The organism is Streptococcus parasanguinis CC87K (genome assembly GCF_000507765.1).
GTDB classification, from domain to species: domain Bacteria; phylum Bacillota; class Bacilli; order Lactobacillales; family Streptococcaceae; genus Streptococcus; species Streptococcus parasanguinis_J.
In genome coordinates, this window is the sequence record NZ_KI669401.1 from 396,450 (window position 1) to 414,880 (window position 18,431).

Here is an 18,431-nt window from a genome sequence, read left to right on the forward strand (position 1 = left end):
GCATCCTTAAAAGCAATAACATCTATTTTGATGTTTGACTAACACAATGAGGAAAACTGGCTACTTCATAACCGTATTGATCTTTTAGGATCGTTTTAACTTCTTGTCGAGTGAGTTTCCCTGGAAGTACGAATTCTTCAAAATCAGCGATTTTACCATCTTTGCAGAGTCTTACAGTTGCGTATGTATGAGTTTTAGTCATCCTATAAACCTCCTTTTTTTTATATATTATTAGTATGCCACAAAAAATCGAAAAAAATAGAAAAAAATTGAAAAAATCAAAAAATAAGTAAAAATTTATTAGAAAGGTTTTTCAATTCATAATCATTTTCTATTTGCTTTTAGTTTTTAGTTTTTAGTTCTTCGATTTCTGCCCTTATAGCTATTTTGTGTTTTTCTATTCTTTCTTTAAGACTTAATCTTTTTTCAGTTAATTCTAAATGATCAACTAGTTCTTTTGTAGTAAATGTATCAAGTAGATAGAATGAGATATTCTCACGAAATCTAGTAACATCATTTACAATTAAATATAGATCCTTAGTATTATTATCAATATTTTTGATTGTAATTTTTACCCCTAGTTGATTGAAAAGGTTATCTTTTAGGTTTTTTATATAGATTTGTTTTGTTAGGAACTGTCTATAAATTGAATTATTTAATAAAATTTGTAGAAGTTCATTAGCATTCTCAACTCTTAGTTGTTTTGCAATTGAGATTAGTAGTGCGGAAATGTATTTACCAGTGAGTTCTCCGGAGTAAGTTAGTTTAAAACCTTTATTTTCTGTCATTTTTTTCTCCTTACATATTTTTATCCATAACCTTATTTATTTGTTGAACAACTGAAACTATTAATTTAATTGGATTTAGTGAATTAACTATGAGTAACTGGCTTTTGAAAAGAGGAGTAGAAGTATGTTTTTTTGCAAATTCCCGCCATCGTTTTGATTTGACACACATTATTCTGAATCTTTCCAGAAGCTTTTTATACTTATTCTGTAAAGCTTGTTGCTTTTTAGTAAGTTCAGAAATGTGCCGATCCTTTGAGATTACAATATTTCTATATTTTTCTCCCTTTGATTTCTCTATTATCATCTCATTTCTTAATTTAAATATATCTTGTTCAAGTTTGGCTACTTTCATTTCCTTGTCCAAATAACTTGATTTAATCTTATTATAGGATTCAGGATACATTACAATCTGCTCTTTACCAAAGGGGAGTTTTTTCTTTTTTATAGCTAATTCATTATCCCAATTTTGTTGAATCTTATCATTTGATTCTAGTACTTTGCTAAGTTCCCCAAGCTCTCTTTTATTTTTTACGAGTTCGTTTTGTATGTTTGCCAATTCATGTTTAGCATCATTTACTTTTTCTGTTTTTTCTTCTAACTGACTTTGTAAATCTTTATATTCTTTTACTGTAAGGTGTTTAGCAGTGCTACCTTCTTTCCCCCTATGAATATCATATCCATTTTCATTTAAATATTTTGGTAAATCATTTTGAATTTTAAGAAGTTCTTCTCTGTTAAACATCTGTTTAGAAGATAATTTACCCTCTACCATTGGAACTATACCTAAGTGCATATGAGGAGTACTTTCATCCATATGAACACTAGCAAATGCAATATTTTCCTTGCCATATTTCTTTTCAAAAAAATCTTTAGAGGTTTCAAAAAAGCATTTAATTTCTTCATTATCTAATTTTTTGAAAAAAGAACTGTCAGAAGTTATGATCCATTCATTGCACATAACCGCATCCTTTCGAATAGATCGACTGCCTACTTTATTTTCATCAATGAAATCAGTGATTTGCTTTTTATACGTTAGTTCTTTGTTACGATCAGTTAGTTCATAATTTAGATGAGTTTTTGAAGGATCAATCTTTTTATTGCTATGATTTTTAAATATACGTTCATTATGATAGTAGATACCACCTAAGTTAGAACTCTTTAGCTTTTGCATTCTTGCTACAATTTGGCTCATTTTTTGCTCCTTTTTAAATATCTTATAAGTATTTAAATAGATTTTATAAATTAAAATAAACAGCTATTTAAGATCAGAAATCTATTTAAGATCCAGCATACTTCCTAGTGAAGTATAACGCACTATACTTTACCAAATGGTAAAAGTGCGTTACACATGCAAGCATGTCGAGAATCACATAGATTCTATTAGACTATCCAGGAAAGAAGAAGCAGATTTATAATTGTTTTCTTTTACCAATTTTTCCAATTTATCTCTATTTGATGGTTTTATAATAAACTGGTATTGTTTTTTCTTTTCCGTTTTATGGTAGTTATTTTCATTAACTGAATGTGTATTGGACTGTTCGATCATATTTGTACCTCCGTTAATAAGTGATTCAAAATCGATAGATAATCTATAACTTAAATAATCATTATCATAGATATCAACATAATCAAAAATGTTCCGTTCCGAGATAACTAATTTGTTTCCAAAATAAACTGGGTAATAAAATTTCTTTCGTTTCATTTGGAATACCAAATCATAAATAGATTCATTTGAGAAAAATAATATTTCTTTAATTTCTTGCAATTCAATACAAATTGAATTGTTATTGGAAAACTGTAGTGACTTATTAACTAAGAATTCGATTAATTCATTGCATTTTATATTCATGATGTTATGATCCTTCTTTGTAATGATCAGAAGCAATCTTATGTGCTCTTATTTTTTCTTCTTGTCTTCTCTCTTGAATGAGATTTTCTATCATCTTAAACAAATAAGCTAATGGACTTTCTGTGGTTGAAGGAATCCTGTCAATTAAATCCATGATCTCATTACTTTGTATATAATTTGATTCAAGGTATTTTCCAATCTTCATTTTTTGAGAGTGTTTTAAAACAAAACCTTGGGGATACATAAAACGATCGTTATATTTATCAGCAATGACCTGAACTAAGTTATAGTAATTTTCACCTATAAAATTTTTCTTTTTTGAAGGATTATTTTTAGGCTCTTCTAGAACTAAATATCTATTCTCTAATCTCTTATCTCTAATCTCTAGACTCTGGTGGAGATTTGTCGGACTTTTGTCGGACATTTGTCCAGATAATAAAATATTTTGTTTTTCGTTAGCAATTCTATTTCTATATTCTCTTTTGCGATCAGCTTCTGTTGTTGTTTTCCCAATAAAGTTTTGAATATCCATCATATAGATTGCACCATTGTCCAACACCTCAATTAACTCAAGTTCCTGGAATAAATGTAAAGCTTTTTCGACAACAGCAACGGGTTGCCTTGTCATAGTAGCTATTAACCATGGATTGTAGGGGATTCTATCTCTATACATCAATTTACCCTCATTCTTTAAACTTTTTAAATATAACTTCAAAAGGATATTTGAGTACTTTTCGCCATCAGGTTGATTTTCCAAGAGAAGCAGTTCTTCAGTATCAAAAAAATCTTCTTTCAACCTCATGTAATAATATTTTTTCGAATCAGACATACAGAACCCTCATCTTTCATATTTTTTTAACCATTCAGTCACTTTATGTTTATCATATAAAGTAACTCCATCAATAACAATATGAGGCATTCCTTCACGTTGCCATTTGATAACTGTGGTGGTAGAGACATCTAACCAACGAGTTAAACCGGCCATTCGAACCATAGGTTTATATAACTCATAATCTTCAAAGGCCTTTTCAAGGGCTTTTTGAAGCATATTATCATATCTGGCAATTAACATTTTTTCAGTTGATTTGGGTAAACTGATAGTGAATTGATCTGACATATGGTACCTCTTTCTTTATTTTATAAGCTCCAAAATAATTCTTTTTGAATTATTTATAAACATTATAAATTCTTTTTGAATTTGTGTCAAGACTTTTTATGCATTTTGAATAATTTGTGATACAATATATTTAATAAATAAAATAGGAGAGGGTAATATGAGTAGCAATATACAGAAACTTATAAAGAGTAGTGGAAAAAAACTGACAGAAATAAGTAAAGAAACAGGAATTCTTTATCCAACTCTATCAGGATATAATCAAGGAATTAGAACTCCAAAAAAAGAGAATGCCGAGATACTGGCTAGATATTTCAACGTCTCCGTCCCTTATCTATTGGGTATCGACGACAATCCTCAACTACGAAATCCTAGCGATGATAGTTTTTTCCAAGATCTTTATAGACGCATGAAAAATGGAACCTTAATCGATTATAAGATTACTGAATGGACACCATTTAAAGAAGACTTGGCATATTTTATAAGTGATTTTGTGAATAGTGAGGTTTTACCAAATTATATTGATTATATAACAAAAGATAAAGGCTACAATCCTTTGTTTATAGAAGCATTTAAGACATATATTCAGGATAATCAAAGTTTTATCTATCTTATTAATGCTAGTGGTAATGAATCTTCACCATATTATGATGTTTGGCAGACTTGGATCAATTCTGACGAATACAAGCAAGCAATTAAGAAAAAATAGTTGAGTATCTAATTTCTTTATTTTATAAGCTCCGAAACCATATAAAATAAAGGGGAAATTAAGATGTCAATTATTAAATACAAAGCTAAAAAATCAAAAACGGGCTATCTTTATAAAGTTAGAATTTATAGAGTGATAGATGGAAAGCGTCATGACTTCTTTAAAAGCGGGTTTAAGACGCTTAGAGAAGCGAAGCAGTATGAAACATTGATGATGCAAAAGAAATACTCAGGGGAGCTCACAGAGCTCCTGAGTGCTTCAAAAAAGTCCTTTATAGATGTTTTTGAAGAATGGTTTAAAACATATCAAGACACTGTCGAATTAACTACAAGTGTTAGAACGGATGATTTATTTAGGCTTCATATTCTTCCTAGTTTAGGTGAATTTAAAATTTCAAAAATTACACCATGGCAATGTCAAGAGCTAATTACTGAAAAAGGTAAGACTTTTAGGAATATTAAGCAGATTAAGTCATACATTAGTCAGATATTTGAATTTGCTATTAAGATGAAATTGATTAGTGATAATCCAGTAAAAGGAGTGGTTCTTCCAAAAAGGGAGAAGATTGAATCACAGAATTATTTTACAGTTCAAGAGCTACATCAATTTTTAAAAATTGTAAAAGAAGAAGAGCCCTACAAAAATTATGCTTTATTCAGATTATTAGCTTATAGTGGGTTACGAAAAGGGGAATTGTATTCATTGAGGTGGTCTGATTTAGATTTTGATAATCAGATTCTATCAGTGAGTAAGAACCTAGGTAGAATTAATGGAAAAGCACTAGAAAAAAGCACCAAGAACAAATTCTCGGTGCGTCAGATAAGGTTAGATCAAGATACAGTAGATATACTTTCTGAATGGAAGCGACAATCATTAAGAGAAAAAGGAAAGTTAACGGTCACTCCTTTAAATCTTGGTGAATCGTATATGTTTACTTTTATTAATCGAAACGGTGAGGAAGAACCGCTTTATCAGGATTATATAAATAGTATTTTAAAAAGAATTATTGATAAACATGGTTTAAAGAAAATCACACCTCATGGTTTCAGGCATACTCATGCTACACTGATGATTGAAATCGGTATTGATCCAGTTAATACAGCGAAAAGATTAGGGCATGCAAGTAGTCAAATGACTTTAGATACATATAGTCATACAACAGCAGTAGGTGAAGTAAAAGCTATTAATAAGTTTGCAAATTATATGAACGGGTGGAAAGACTAATTTTCCAAGACGGTACCAAAAACGGTACTAAAAAGAAAAAAGCCAATTCCAATTTCTTGGAAAAGGCTTTATTTTCAACGTTTTTAAGTTCGTTATGCGGTTTCTTATTTGAGACCGTATTTTTTGTTGAAACGATCCACACGTCCATCTGCTTGAGTGAACTTTTGACGTCCAGTGTAGAATGGGTGTGAGTCTGATGAAATTTCAACACGGATCAATGGGTAAGTTTCACCTTCAAATTCAACTGTTTCGCTAGAGTACTTAGTTGAACCGCTGAGGAACTTGTAACCAGTAGTAGTGTCCATGAAGACAACAGGGCGATATTCTGGATGGATATCTTTTTTCATTTTGCAATATTTCCTTTCTGCCATGGTCTCTTTCCGAGCCATAGATTGTTACTAAGCTAGTTTACCAAATTTCCAGGATCTTGACAAGTATTTTCACTAATTTTATTTAAAATAATGATCAAAAAAATCACCCTGGCTAAGCCAAGGTGAATCTAATATTATTATTGTTCAGATTGATTTGGATCTTTTGGTGCTTCAACTGGTTGATCAGCTTGTCCCTCAGTATGTTCGTGAGTTTCTTTTTTGATTTCATCTACAGCAGTTTTTACAGTAGAAGTTGTCACACGTCCAACAGATTGGGCAAATCCTTTACCTGATTCAGCAAGTTCTTCGAAGGTTCCTTTAGTGATTTTACCACCAGACATTGCCAAGAGACCAGTCACAACAATAGCGATTGATGCGATCAAAGCAAGGATCAACCCAAAGCCAATTGAAACGCCATAACCATTGAAGTCAGCAGCGTACTTGTTCACACTGAATACATCAATCAATGTTACAACAGTTGAGAGAGCCCCAGATACGATAACACCAATTGCAAAACCTTTTGGTAGTGAAGATTTTACATCATTCAAGCATGCAAGGACAATCGCAACGACTGCGAAGATAATAACGAACCATCCATCTCCGCGAAGACCATTCCAGCTGTATGAACCAAAAGCACCAGCATTCAGGCTTGCCCATGGCAAGAAAGAGCTAAGAATCGCTACCGCAGCAGAGATAATGATAAACAAACGATTTTTTCCATAAAAAGTCTCCTTAAAAATTTTATTAGCTTTATTTTACCATAAGAAAGATCAAATGAAAACCCCATGACCAAGATAAAAAGGCTGAGAAACCGTTCTCAGCCTTCGTTTGTGCGAGCCACTTCTTGTAGCTCTTGGTAAATTTGGTCATTTTCTTCGAGGGAGTAGGAGTTAGCCCCACTCGCTAGTGGATGGCCCCCACCATTATGGCGTTTGGCGATTTCGTTAATCACTTTTCGTTTGCTCCGCATCCGAACACGGAAGTGACCGTCAGGCTGCTCAACAAAGATAGCCCAAACAGACACGGTATCGATGCGTCCAGGAGCTCCGACAATGGCAGCAGTCTCAGAATCACGTAGATCGAATTTCTTCAAGAGCTCTTGTGTCAGGGTAACACGCGCTGCACCATGTTCATCGATCTCGAGATGGTCATAGACATAGCCTTGAAGCTTAGCAGTTTTGAGATTGATCGTATCCATTTGACGAGCAAGTGAAGTAAAATCAAAAGGAATGCTTCGAAGGGTTGCAGCAATCTCAAAGGTCCGAGTCGAAGTGGCAGGATAAAGAAAACGCCCTGTATCGCCGACAATCCCGGCATAGAGGAGACGAGCAGCACTAACCGGGAGTTCGAGATCCAATTCCTTGGCAAACAGGGTAATCAACTCGCTGGTAGAGCTAGACTCGGTATCGACCCAGAGTAGATCACCATAAGCATCGTCATTTGGATGGTGGTCGATCTTGATCAGGAAATCTCCCGTCGTATAGCGCTTGTCATCGATGCGGGGAGTATTGGCCGTGTCACAAACGATCACCAAAGCTCCCTCATAATCCTCATCCTTGACGTCATCCATCTCAGCTAGCCAAGTCAAGGTCGGCTCATCATAGCCAGTTGCCAATACCCGCTTTTGAGGGAAGTGCGCACGCAGGAGATCCCGCAAGCCCACTTGGCTACCAATCGCATCCGGATCCGGATTTTGATGACGGTGGATAATAATCGTGTCATAAGCTTGAATCTTTTCAAGAATGTCATTCATTACGTTCATACATTACCTCATTTTCTCTGTCAATTTTAACATAAAAAAGGCCCATCCAGCAAGCATTTATCACTATGTAGGGGCAGTGGAAGCGGTTTTACAGATATTCAATATTTTGGTAGAATGAATGAATAGATTGAGTATGGGAGGAACTAGAATGATTGAAATTAAAAGTAATGCTGAGACAGCACAAGAGTTAGCGGCTTCTTTAAAAGATAGTGGGGATACACTTTCGGGAGTTGCATCAGCTTCAAAAGATGAACAAACCAAACTATCCGGTAATGATGCTGCCCATCAAGCCATTGATACTGCTAAAACCAAAGCAGAAGAAATTGCAGCAGCGATTGAATCAATCGGGACCAACCTACAAAGTGTTTCAACTGGATTTACAGAAGTGGATGAAGCGACTGCTGCGAGCATGCAATAGGTTGAAAGAGTAGGAAGATGGATTACGATCAACGACTGTTAGAATTAAGAAAAAAAGAAGACCAACTTTTCCAGAAAGAAAGGGCCATTATAAAAGAAACAAGAAAGTTGGAAGAGGATTTGAACCGCTTTGAAGCGTATAGCTATGATGCACACCGTTTTTTATGGAATGCATTTGAATCTTATCCTTCCTCTAGAAATTTTTTTGACCACCTTCAGGAGGAAGCCCTTCATGAATCGCGAAAAATTTCAACTAGTTATTTGGAAGAAATAGATGAATTAGCTATCCAAAAAAGAACAATCGAAGATGATTTAAATGATATTTATCACGAACGAAAAAAACTAAACTTTGAAAAGGAGAGTGACGATGGGAATCGAAGTTTATCGAGGTAGTTTGGATAGTCAGGCTACTAGCACAGGGACGATGGTTGAGCAGCAACTGAAAGCCTATGAGGCACTAGAAACATCATTAACCCAAATAGAAAACTCAGCCTCACGCTTGTCTGGCCAAGCTTACGACTCATTTAGAACCTTTGTGACAAGTGTTGTTAAGCCATTGAAAGAAGCCGGCGTAGCTTTAGCGGATGCGACACAAGAAAGTGTGAAAAAGCTCCCAAAATCCTATCGCTCTGAGGTGGCTGATGAGGACTTACAGGAAGAAAAGTTGGTTTCTGATATTGAACAGTGTGATCGGATGATTGCTATGTTTCATGCAGAGATCAATGAAATTGCAGCTAGTCAATCGACCAGTGCTGGAGATTTTCAACGGTTGCAGAGATTACAGCGACTTCAAGGCTTAAACATATTAGATGGTATTGTAAAAGCTGCTAGAAATAAACTACAAGAAAAATTAAACAAACTAAGAGCATTTAATGCAACGTCACCAAGCATCTTCTGGGAAATTGATGTTTTAGCCCAAGCTATTCAAATAGCTGTCAATCAAATTAACGTAGCGTGGGATCCAAATACTGGAATGTATTCTATTCCAAAGGATTTATCTTGGTCAGATCTCGTAAATGAAACGATTAAGAATAAAGAGTTTGAAAGTGAATATTTGCCAACGAAACCAAAGGGTGTAACAGCTTTCGAATATAACCAATTTCTCACGGGATTACGTGAACAATCAGTGAACCTTAAAGAAATAGATGGTTGGGATAAGGATGCCATCAAAGGTTATGTCAAAGGCGTTTCAAAAAGAACAGCAGATATCAAGACAGGTAGCGAGTTAAACGCAAGGAGAGATGCTTTATATGCGGAAACCAAGGAGATTGGATCCGATATTTATACAGAGATGTATGCTAGTAGTAAACTTGATTCAAAAGCGAAAGTAAAACTGGTTCTTAAGCAATTGGGGGCAGAAACGGACAAAAAGCAGTTTATGCATTTGACAAGTCAAACCCATAAGATTTCAGAGAACCTACCACCACACGGTGATTTCAACATGTATTTCAGACGGGATGTGGTAATAGCGTTTGGAAATGAAAATCTTAATTACCAAAAGGATCCACTTAGGCAACAAGTTCATTTCTTCCGCTATTATTTGGATCGTCAAGCGATTTACTATATTCGCAGTCATTACGAAGGAGCAAATGATTACGAAAAACTGTTAGCATATGGTAAAGAAAATAATATTGAATTTGATTATACAACTGGCTCTAACTACCATAACCGCTTCACTCCAAAAGATGGCTTCAAACATCCCTATAATATGAAGGTTCAAGTACCCAAAGGCAATTCATCTAAAGGGAATGATTTAAACAATGCTCGGATGGTGGAGTTTATTGTGAATATGGATACCGGCGAGTTTGATAGCCAATGGGATGCCTATGACAAGCACAAACTTCCAAATGGTCGCTATGATTCCAACCCAGATCATTATTCTGAAGAAGAATTAAGAGAAATTGCAAATACGGAGTCCTTTAACTATGGTCCTTCAAAAGGTGATAATTCTGATGTTACTAAGTTTTACGAAGGTAAACATGGAATGCTCGATGTGGATGGCACTCCTGAGCCAGCTACTCGAACTGAAGCAAAAAAACTATTTCGCTATGAAGATGATTTGGGTAAAACAGATGAAAAAACTGGTCATGTAGGTCAATTCGCGAATATTGTAAAAGGAGGAGGACATGAAGATTATGAAGCATGGCAACGTAATACAAAAGGAATGTCAGAAAAAGAAAAAATGGAAGAGTATAATAAATATAAAAGTTATGCTAGTGGCATTAAGCCTAGCGATCGCGGGTATAATAAGTATACTCGTAGCCCTGAGTACATCAAAGAGCATAAGTGATACTCATTCAATATTAATAAATAAACGTTATATTGAGACTCAAAGTATTTCAGATAATGATAAAAAATTATCAATCAGTGCGGGTTTTGATTTAAAAGATAAAGAATTTTTTTATTACCATGGAGCTGCAATAAAAAATAGTAAATTGTATGGTGGTAGTCAGGAATATAGTGCTGCGGAGTATTATAAAAGAGCTTTGGATATTGAGCTCACTTCAGCACTTTTAAATCACCACATTAATATTGAAGATATAAAAGATTCCAACTATCAAATCACTCGTTCAACTGATTCATTCATCAATAAAAAATTATTAGATGAAAAACATCCGCCAGAATTTGAAGGTAGATATTCTATCAAGGATAGTCAATTTTCCAAAGTTCGTATCACCTACAACAAAGAGTTTCTACCTACTAAAATTGAGTGGTACTATAAGGGTGAAGAAGGGCTAAAATGGTACACTTGGCGCACGTATTCATACCCATTTAAGAATAAGGCTGAATTTAATAAGAAGCTTGATGAAGAAATCGAAACTATTAAAGAAATTCAAGAAGAAAATGAGGGTGATTGACCTGTTATTGAAATAAAGCTGAGCTTATTTAGGGCCCAGCTTTATTGTTAGGAAGACACTTCCTTTTAGGTATATATTTTGTTAGAATGAGAGAGATGAAACACATTAAAAGATTAACAAGCAAATGGGAATTATTGTTTCATTTGCCAAAAATAATGATGGCAATTCTTGCCCTGTTTTTTATAAGTAGTTGCAGTAACAATCGATCAGCATTGAATGTTTTAAAGAAAAAGCAATTTGTTATGATCAAAATGGGAGATCCTACCGAAGAGCATTTTGAGGTTGGGTTGGATCTTGATAAAAAGGAATATTACTATAATGATGAAACGGCAGTGAAAGACGATACAGTTTATGGTGGTTATAAAGCGGACTGGGATCGTAAACAGTATTACAAATCTGCAGTAAATGAAGAACTATCATCAGTTCTATTAAGTAAGAAAATTTCTACTGATGAAATTAAGAAATCCAACTATCAAATTACTAGCTCACCGAAAAGATTTTTGGACGATAAATTGATGAAAGAAGAATATCCCCCGGAATTTGAAGCGATTTATTTGAAGAAAAATCGTCAATTCACAAAGGTCCGCATCACCTATAACAAAGAATTCTTGCCAACTAAAATCGAGTGGTACTATAAAGGTAAAGAAGGCTTAAAATGGTACACTTGGCGTACCTACTCTTACCCATTTAAAAATAAGGCTGATTTTGATAAGAAATTGGATGAAGAAATCAAAGATATTAAAGAAATTCAAATGGAAAATGAGGGCGATTAACCTCTTATTGAAATAAAGCTGAGCTTATATAAGGCCCAGCTTTATTGTTAGGAATACTCTTTCTTTTAAATGGATATTTAGGTAGAATGGATGAATATGATGAAAGAAATTAAAAATAGACCATTCAGTTCGAAAGTCTTTCTAGTTGCTTTGTCTCTAGTAGTTGTTGCTAGTATTTTCATAGCCGTCCAGATTGGTAAGATTGGTAAGGATTCAAAATCCATATTAGAACAACAGCGGTTTATTGTTGTGGATGATTCGGGCGATGAAAATTTATATCGATCTTATTTTGAGAATGGCTATGACTTGAGGAGCAATAATTCTTATAGTAAAACTCAAGTAGTAGTAAAAAATGGGGAAAAATATGGCAGTTATTCGGACGAAAAACCATCCGATAGGTATCATAGAGACTTATACCGAAATATTACTTCCGCAATTTTGAACTTAAAAGTTTCAAGAGAAGAGATCGAAAAATCAAACTTTATTATTGAGCGAGATCCGAAATCTCTAATCACAAAATCACTAGTGAAAGGAAAAATGACACCTGAATTTGAGGCTAGAGTTTTAGATAAAACTGACAAATTTTCCAAAGTTCGGGTCACCTATAATCAAGATTATTTACCGATCAAACTTGAATGGTATTTTAAAGGGAAAGATGGGTTGAAGTGGTATACCTGGAGCCGTTTTTCCTATCCATATAAGACTGAATCTGAATTTAATAAAAAACTAGATGAAGAAATCAAGCGTATTAAAGATATTGAAGAGGAGTACGAGTTGGAGGCGAAAAACGGATAATAATTGAACTATTAAAGAGATTCAAAAAGAAAACGAGGGCGATTAGGTTGAATCGGTCCAATTTCTTGAAACGTGTCCCTTCTTTCACCTTATCGGGAAAGGTTTCGTGCAAAATACATGAAAAAGTGGTATAATACGGAAAATAGATTTTGGGAGGAAATTATGACTGTAGCGAAGATTGTTTTTGCTAGTATGACTGGAAATACTGAAGAAATCGCCGATATCGTAGCGGATAAATTCCGTGATCTTGGTGTCGAAGTAGATGTGGATGAGTGTACAACTGTGGATGCGGAGGATTTCCTTGAAGCAGATATCGCAGTGGTAGCGACTTATACCTACGGTGATGGAGAGCTTCCAGATGAGATCCAAGATTTCTACGAAGATTTGGCTGGCCTTGATCTTAAAGGCAAACTTTACGGTGTTGTAGGATCAGGGGATACCTTCTACGATGAATTCTGTAAAGCAGTTGATGATTTCGACCGTTGCTTCGCTGCGACGGGTGCTGAAAAAGGTTCTGAAAATGTCAAAGTTGATTTGTCTGCAGAAGACGAAGACATTGAAAAATTAGAAGCCTTTGCAGAAGAACTCGTAGCCAAAGCAAATTAATGACAAAGAGGCTGGATCGATGGATTACAGCCTCGATTTATATCCAAAATAAAGAGGAGACACATGGATTTAGATCAGATTCGTAAGGACATTGACCAGATCGATCAAGAGCTTGTAGCCTTGCTGGAAAAACGGATGGTTTGTGTCGGTCAGATTATAGAATATAAGGAGCAGCAGGGCCTACCTGTGCTCGACCAGGGAAGGGAAAGAGAGCTGCTTGAGAAAGTCGGCTCTCTCGTGACGGATGAGCAGTATCGTGCGACTATTCAAGCTCAGTTTCAAGATATGATGAAGCGTTCTAGAGACTACCAAGAGGAGGTGAAGGCGCGTGACTAGTCTATCTATCAGGCAAAAAGCACAACAATATGTGGTCCTAACAGGGATGGCTCTCTTCATCGGTCTCTTGGTCGGTGCCATTGACATGATTTTTGGTCGAGGATTGCTCCTAATCGGAGATTTCCGAAGCCAGCATTGGCCCTTGATTCTTTTCCTGGCTTTAGCAGGGCTTGTCATCGTTTATCTTTATAAACGTTTTGGTGGGAAGGCTTCAAAAGGGATGGGATTGATCTTTGATGTCGGGCATGCACGTGAGGAGAAAATTCCATTTGTCTTAGTGCCTTTGATCATGCTGACGACCTGGATGAGTCACCTCTTTGGTGGTTCGGTCGGTCGGGAAGGCGTAGCGGTCCAGATCGGAGCAACCCTTTCGCATCGTTTTGCCCGTTATTTCCAGTTTCCGGATGCTTCGCGCATCTTTCTCATGACGGGGATGGCAGCCGGTTTTGCGGGGCTTTTTCAGACGCCTCTAGCAGCAACCTTCTTTGCCCTTGAGGTTTTGACAGTTGGGGAGTTGCAGATGATGGCTCTCTATCCAGCGCTCATCGCCTCAATCGTGGCTAGCTTCACCTCTCATGCCCTTGGTTTGGAGAAATTTGCTGTGCCACTAAGAGAAACGCTGAGCTGGACACCAGAGACCTTGATCAAAGTTGCCCTTCTTGGCTTGGCTTTTGGACTCGCTGGTAAACTGTTTGCTGTTAGCCTTTCCTGGTTGAAGAAAACAGTCGCTCAAGTCTTGCCTAATCCTTATATCCGGATTGCCCTTATAGGGGCTGGACTTAGTTTGGTCCTCTTAACCCTCCAGCTGACCAAGGTCGGTACTTATAGTGGACTTGGAACCAATCTGATTGATGTGGCTTTTCATCAGGGTAGAGCGCAGAGTTATGACTGGATCTTGAAGCTCCTCTTTACCGTAGTGACCATCTCTGCTGGATACCAAGGGGGAGAAGTGACACCGCTCTTTGCGATCGGAGCTACGCTTGGAGTCTTTCTTGCCCCTATGCTGGGCCTACCAGTCTTAGTCGTGGCCGCTATTGGTTATGCCAGTGTCTTTGGCAGTGCGACGACGACCTTGCTCGCACCGATCTTGATCGGAGGAGAAGTCTTTGGCTATGCCAATCTTCCTTTCTTTGTCATTGCTTGTGCCATCGCCTATTGCCTACCAAAAGAGTGGAGTATTTATTCCGGTCAAAAAGTTGCGAAAAAGTAGAGAAAAGTGCTTTACAAACCTGAAATTATCTGATATGATAGTTTCTGTGCGTAATGGAAGCACAAAAATACAGTTTATCCGCTGAGGGAGGTCCCTCAAGATTGACGAAGATAGGAGAATAAAATGAATCCATTAATCCAAAGCTTGACTGAAGGTCAACTTCGTACTGATATCCCTGCATTCCGTCCTGGTGACACTGTTCGTGTACACGCGAAAGTTGTCGAAGGATCTCGTGAACGTATCCAGATCTTTGAAGGCGTTGTTATCGCTCGTAAAGGTCAAGGACACACTGAAATGTACACTGTTCGTAAAATCTCTAACGGTGTCGGTGTTGAACGTACATTCCCAGTACACACTCCACGTGTAGAAAAGATTGAAGTAGTACGTTACGGTAAAGTACGTCGTGCGAAATTGTACTACCTTCGTGCATTGCAAGGTAAAGCAGCTCGTATTAAAGAAATCCGTCGTTAAGACGAATAAGGAGGCGGGAGTGATCTCGCTTCTTTTTTTATAGGTCCCCTTAGTTCAATGGATATAACAACTCCCTCCTAAGGAGTAGTTGCTGGTTCGATTCCGGCAGGGGACAATATAGATAAGTAAAACACTGATTCGCCAGTGTTTTTTCTTTTGCCAAATGTTGACAAAAGTCATAAGATATCTATGGTGTGGTATAATAGGGGAAAGTATAAGTACTAATTTGATTGGGATTTCTCTCCTTATAATGAGATCGGATTAATGTTTAAAAGATGGCATCGCCTATTGAGGAAGAGAAAAAGAGGCCTGATTTTATGATAATCTGGTTGAGAGAATAACTTGCACTAGGAGAATACAAATGAAACCAACAAAACTAGAATGGGAAGATGTTATCCAGTTTGAAGAAGTTGAAGGATATGGGAAATCCATCTGGAAAAATGAGGATAAATATTTTTTAGTTTCAGAAGAGGGAACTGTGGCTTCTTGGTTAGCAGTCTATGATTTACCCCAAGAATTATTCTCTCTATTAGATAGTGGAGAGAGATCACTACTCGAAATATCTTGGAAGATTAAGCACGATTCTTGGCCACCGACGGAAGAAGAAAAGAAGGCTAGTGAGAAACAATTTGTATTAAAAGGCTTAACTCCTTTAATAGCTAATCCTAAGAGTTGGGAATTATTTACTCAGGAAGAGCTTGAGACATTAATTCCACTTGCTGAACAAAAATGGATTGACTGGAGAGGCAAACTTCCAGACGATTATGTATCACCATTGAAATAGACAAAAAGAAATAGTATGACAACAGAAATTCAACAATACAAAAATTGTACGGTATTAAAAAACAATAATGATTATCAGATTCTGTGGAGTAGAGGGAAAGAAGTGCTTAATTTTCCCATTAGCCAGGAATTAGCAAAACGTGTTTCAAAATCAGAAAAAGATGCTTTAGAAGTAATGTTTTATTGTGAACATCATCGTTGGCCAAAGGCAGATGAGTTAGATGATTATAATCATTCCAATACGATTGTACATAGAGGCGACGGATTTGTTGTATATGAAACTGATGGTTATTACGAAATTAGCTTCTTTAAAGAAGTTGGAGGAGCTATGGGCCCAGAAGTATGCTATCGTATTACTAAAGAACTGATGGATAAAGCATTTGAATCTTCTAGGGGAGCATATGAAGTAATGATTTATGCTGAAACAGGGCACTGGCCTATAAGTGATTAGTAAATAGGTTTCAAATAGCAAAGGTGATTTTAATGAAAGTAATTTATTTAAGCAAAAAAGACATGTTGGAAATTTGTCAAGATGGTGATAAGTATTTCTTGCGTTATCCAACTTTCAATATCACCATGCCAGAGGTTGTTAAAGAAATTCCAAAAGAAGCTGTCGACAGCTATTTAGCAAGAGAACATGATGGTGAAGAATTAATTAATTATGCTAATTTCGGATTTTGGAAATCAAAAATTAGTCAAGAAGATGCTAACATACAATTTCTAAGAGATAATCCAGAATTTCTTCTTATGGATACAGATAGAAAGAGACACTATTTCTCCGAAAAAGAATTTGAAGAACTGTTACAAAAAGCAATTTCTTCAGGGCTCAAACCAACTGAACTTGACGCTATTGGTATAGTTGATAATCATTTAGAGTTACTCCTTGTTGATCCAGTCGGCTGGCAGGAAGAGATAGAAGCAGTCCATCTGGAAATTCTGCAGGAAAAAATCAACAATTATATTCACTTCCTCGAAAGCAAGCAGTATTTGGAGCGATATGGTGATAAGTTTGATAAAAAAATCATCCATATTACCTTTCAATATTCCCCATCTGATAATGGACTGGCCTTTCTCGTAGCGGTTCAGAAGACATTGGAACCTACAGATATGAGCTTGAAGGTAGAATTGCCGGAGTTATAAAGGGAGCAGAAACGCTCTCTTGATAATTTTCTATCTGCGATTGAACGTCAAGGCTATTATGAAATCAAAAATCCACGTGTCTATAAGCCTGGCACTAATGAAATTGAGCAAGTTGAAGGAATTTTTAGAATTAACCAATGGAGTAAATAAATGAAAAAATATGAAATACCAGAGCCTAAAGATTATCAATCTTTTATTAATTTTTATCGTAATGTGATGAGAGAAGGAAAAGAGGAAGAAGCTTTTTTAGGCACAGATGCAAAATATCGTATATGGCAAAGGGATTCTTATGAACTTGATAGTACAGATATTGGGGTATTGATAGAATATTGCTTATATCCTTTGTATGTGGAAGGTGATAGGGATATAGCGCGCAGAACTTTTGAAATCTTGAAAGATTTTAGCTTATCTAATGATCTAATGAAATTAAAGAAGGTCACTCAATATATTTCTAATCAAAAATGGTTTGTAACGAATTATTATGATATTCCCTTTGTTATTGAAACAGATGAATTGGTAAGAAATATTATAGAAAGTATCTCAAAATTATCAGATGAGCAGAAACGTACGTATGCTTATGAAAGACTATGTAATGTATTAGACCGTAGTCCGTTATACAGACGATGTGATGAAGAAAAGGTGGAGAAGATTCTCATCACTTTTCAATATTCCCCATCTGATAATGGACTGGCCTTTCTCGTAGCGGTTCAGAAGACATTGCAAAATACAGATATGAGCTTGAAGGTAGAAGTACCGGAGTAAAGAACAACTAAGAAGAATAAAATTAATCAATTTATGAGGGATTAAAAGTATTAAAGCGAAGGTCAGTCAAAAAATAAGTTAGCTAAAAAGTAAACCAAAATTTTCTAAAAGCCTATTAGAATAGGCTTTCTAAGTATATTTTATATTTCGGCAGGGGCAGAGATAGAAAAGAAAACACTGACAGTTGAACTGCACCCCAAAAGTTAGATTTTTTCTGTCTAACTTTTGGGGAGTAGTTCACTTATGACAGAGTGTTGACGTTTTATAGCCGTGTTGTTTCGAATTGTCCTAAAACTTATTTTTTGTATGTTATAAAAGAATATTTTAAAAATGAAAGGGTTTTCTATGGAAAGTGATGTGTTTTTTGATTATTTTTTAAAATCACTTAGGTTTCATTTTCGTGATAGGTGTAAGGATATTGGATTTATAAAGTTTTTTAAAGATGAAAATAATTGTTTTATTA

The 18,431-nt window shown here is 35.7% G+C and carries 25 protein-coding genes and 1 tRNA gene; 17 read left to right on the plus strand and 9 right to left on the minus strand.

What is annotated here, in order from left to right:
* Positions 1-22 precede the first annotated feature (22 nt).
* The 6 genes from HMPREF1195_RS01940 to HMPREF1195_RS01965 all read right to left on the minus strand — a co-directional run bounded on the left by HMPREF1195_RS01940 (position 23) and on the right by HMPREF1195_RS01965 (position 3,754).
* Positions 23-202 carry a hypothetical protein gene (locus tag HMPREF1195_RS01940; RefSeq protein ID WP_023917918.1) on the minus strand — a complete coding sequence of 60 codons (180 nt, stop codon included), beginning with the start codon at positions 200-202 and terminating at the stop codon, positions 23-25.
* Positions 203-341: 139 nt separating this feature from the next.
* The gene (locus tag HMPREF1195_RS01945) at positions 342-788 is read right to left on the minus strand and encodes a hypothetical protein (protein ID WP_023917919.1); all 447 of its coding nucleotides are present in this window, start codon (positions 786-788) and stop codon (positions 342-344) included.
* 10 nt (positions 789-798) lie between these two features.
* Positions 799-1,980, minus strand: coding sequence for a MobV family relaxase (gene mobV, locus HMPREF1195_RS01950; protein ID WP_023917920.1), 1,182 nt, complete (start codon positions 1,978-1,980; stop codon positions 799-801).
* A 174-nt stretch (positions 1,981-2,154) separates the two neighbouring features.
* Positions 2,155-2,637, minus strand: coding sequence for a hypothetical protein (locus tag HMPREF1195_RS10495; protein ID WP_023917921.1), 483 nt, complete (start codon positions 2,635-2,637; stop codon positions 2,155-2,157).
* Between the two features lie 4 nt (positions 2,638-2,641).
* Positions 2,642-3,466 carry a phage replisome organizer N-terminal domain-containing protein gene (locus tag HMPREF1195_RS10500; protein WP_023917922.1) on the minus strand — a complete coding sequence of 275 codons (825 nt, stop codon included), beginning with the start codon at positions 3,464-3,466 and terminating at the stop codon, positions 2,642-2,644.
* A 9-nt stretch (positions 3,467-3,475) separates the two neighbouring features.
* Positions 3,476-3,754 carry a hypothetical protein gene (locus tag HMPREF1195_RS01965; protein ID WP_023917923.1) on the minus strand — a complete coding sequence of 93 codons (279 nt, stop codon included), beginning with the start codon at positions 3,752-3,754 and terminating at the stop codon, positions 3,476-3,478.
* A gap of 157 nt (positions 3,755-3,911) precedes the next feature.
* On the opposite strand from HMPREF1195_RS01965, the gene HMPREF1195_RS01970 reads away from it, so the two are divergent.
* Positions 3,912-4,460 (plus strand): helix-turn-helix domain-containing protein, encoded by a 549-nt coding sequence (locus HMPREF1195_RS01970; protein ID WP_023917924.1) that lies wholly within the window; start codon positions 3,912-3,914, stop codon positions 4,458-4,460.
* 63 nt (positions 4,461-4,523) lie between these two features.
* Positions 4,524-5,684, plus strand: coding sequence for a tyrosine-type recombinase/integrase (locus tag HMPREF1195_RS01975; RefSeq protein ID WP_023917925.1), 1,161 nt, complete (start codon positions 4,524-4,526; stop codon positions 5,682-5,684).
* A 104-nt stretch (positions 5,685-5,788) separates the two neighbouring features.
* On the opposite strand, the gene HMPREF1195_RS01980 is transcribed toward HMPREF1195_RS01975, so the two are convergent.
* From HMPREF1195_RS01980 to HMPREF1195_RS01990, 3 genes are all read right to left on the minus strand, one after another.
* Positions 5,789-6,031: a type B 50S ribosomal protein L31 gene (locus tag HMPREF1195_RS01980; RefSeq protein ID WP_003016441.1), complete on the minus strand. Its 243-nt coding sequence runs from the start codon at positions 6,029-6,031 to the stop codon at positions 5,789-5,791.
* 161 nt (positions 6,032-6,192) lie between these two features.
* Positions 6,193-6,762 carry a hypothetical protein gene (locus tag HMPREF1195_RS01985; RefSeq protein ID WP_023917927.1) on the minus strand — a complete coding sequence of 190 codons (570 nt, stop codon included), beginning with the start codon at positions 6,760-6,762 and terminating at the stop codon, positions 6,193-6,195.
* 110 nt (positions 6,763-6,872) lie between these two features.
* Positions 6,873-7,817 carry a DHH family phosphoesterase gene (locus HMPREF1195_RS01990; RefSeq protein WP_023917929.1) on the minus strand — a complete coding sequence of 315 codons (945 nt, stop codon included), beginning with the start codon at positions 7,815-7,817 and terminating at the stop codon, positions 6,873-6,875.
* 148 nt (positions 7,818-7,965) lie between these two features.
* Between HMPREF1195_RS01990 and HMPREF1195_RS01995 the strand changes: the two genes are divergently transcribed.
* From HMPREF1195_RS01995 to ifs, 15 genes are all read left to right on the plus strand, one after another.
* Positions 7,966-8,235 carry a TIGR04197 family type VII secretion effector gene (locus tag HMPREF1195_RS01995; protein ID WP_023917931.1) on the plus strand — a complete coding sequence of 90 codons (270 nt, stop codon included), beginning with the start codon at positions 7,966-7,968 and terminating at the stop codon, positions 8,233-8,235.
* 17 nt (positions 8,236-8,252) lie between these two features.
* Complete coding sequence (locus HMPREF1195_RS02000; RefSeq protein ID WP_023917933.1) at positions 8,253-8,627, plus strand: DUF3958 family protein; 375 nt, start codon at positions 8,253-8,255, stop codon at positions 8,625-8,627.
* The gene (locus HMPREF1195_RS02005; RefSeq protein WP_023917935.1) at positions 8,602-10,524 is read left to right on the plus strand and encodes a DUF3114 domain-containing protein; all 1,923 of its coding nucleotides are present in this window, start codon (positions 8,602-8,604) and stop codon (positions 10,522-10,524) included. The genes HMPREF1195_RS02000 and HMPREF1195_RS02005 overlap by 26 nt, the downstream gene beginning before the upstream one ends.
* On the plus strand, positions 10,445-11,092 hold the full coding sequence (locus HMPREF1195_RS02010) for a hypothetical protein (RefSeq protein WP_229042363.1): 648 nt from the start codon (positions 10,445-10,447) through the stop codon (positions 11,090-11,092). The genes HMPREF1195_RS02005 and HMPREF1195_RS02010 overlap by 80 nt, the downstream gene beginning before the upstream one ends.
* A gap of 95 nt (positions 11,093-11,187) precedes the next feature.
* Positions 11,188-11,865, plus strand: a complete 678-nt coding sequence (locus tag HMPREF1195_RS02015) for a hypothetical protein (protein ID WP_023917937.1) — start codon at positions 11,188-11,190, stop codon at positions 11,863-11,865.
* 99 nt (positions 11,866-11,964) lie between these two features.
* Complete coding sequence (locus HMPREF1195_RS02020) at positions 11,965-12,660, plus strand: hypothetical protein (protein ID WP_230514273.1); 696 nt, start codon at positions 11,965-11,967, stop codon at positions 12,658-12,660.
* A 162-nt stretch (positions 12,661-12,822) separates the two neighbouring features.
* The gene (locus tag HMPREF1195_RS02025) at positions 12,823-13,266 is read left to right on the plus strand and encodes a flavodoxin (RefSeq protein WP_023917941.1); all 444 of its coding nucleotides are present in this window, start codon (positions 12,823-12,825) and stop codon (positions 13,264-13,266) included.
* 63 nt (positions 13,267-13,329) lie between these two features.
* On the plus strand, positions 13,330-13,602 hold the full coding sequence (locus HMPREF1195_RS02030) for a chorismate mutase (protein WP_023917943.1): 273 nt from the start codon (positions 13,330-13,332) through the stop codon (positions 13,600-13,602).
* 46 nt (positions 13,603-13,648) lie between these two features.
* Positions 13,649-14,812: a chloride channel protein gene (locus HMPREF1195_RS02035; RefSeq protein WP_230514277.1), complete on the plus strand. Its 1,164-nt coding sequence runs from the start codon at positions 13,649-13,651 to the stop codon at positions 14,810-14,812.
* A 123-nt stretch (positions 14,813-14,935) separates the two neighbouring features.
* The gene (rplS, locus tag HMPREF1195_RS02040) at positions 14,936-15,283 is read left to right on the plus strand and encodes a 50S ribosomal protein L19 (protein WP_003003254.1); all 348 of its coding nucleotides are present in this window, start codon (positions 14,936-14,938) and stop codon (positions 15,281-15,283) included.
* A gap of 43 nt (positions 15,284-15,326) precedes the next feature.
* A tRNA-Arg gene (locus HMPREF1195_RS02045) sits at positions 15,327-15,398 on the plus strand.
* A 246-nt stretch (positions 15,399-15,644) separates the two neighbouring features.
* A complete protein-coding gene (locus tag HMPREF1195_RS02050) occupies positions 15,645-16,067 on the plus strand; it encodes a hypothetical protein (RefSeq protein ID WP_023917947.1) in 423 nt (140 codons plus the stop codon).
* Between the two features lie 15 nt (positions 16,068-16,082).
* Positions 16,083-16,517 carry a hypothetical protein gene (locus HMPREF1195_RS02055; RefSeq protein WP_023917948.1) on the plus strand — a complete coding sequence of 145 codons (435 nt, stop codon included), beginning with the start codon at positions 16,083-16,085 and terminating at the stop codon, positions 16,515-16,517.
* Between the two features lie 32 nt (positions 16,518-16,549).
* On the plus strand, positions 16,550-17,206 hold the full coding sequence (locus HMPREF1195_RS02060; RefSeq protein ID WP_023917950.1) for a DUF6572 domain-containing protein: 657 nt from the start codon (positions 16,550-16,552) through the stop codon (positions 17,204-17,206).
* Between the two features lie 150 nt (positions 17,207-17,356).
* The gene (gene ifs / locus HMPREF1195_RS02065) at positions 17,357-17,968 is read left to right on the plus strand and encodes an NAD glycohydrolase inhibitor (RefSeq protein ID WP_023917952.1); all 612 of its coding nucleotides are present in this window, start codon (positions 17,357-17,359) and stop codon (positions 17,966-17,968) included.
* Positions 17,969-18,431 lie beyond the last annotated feature (463 nt).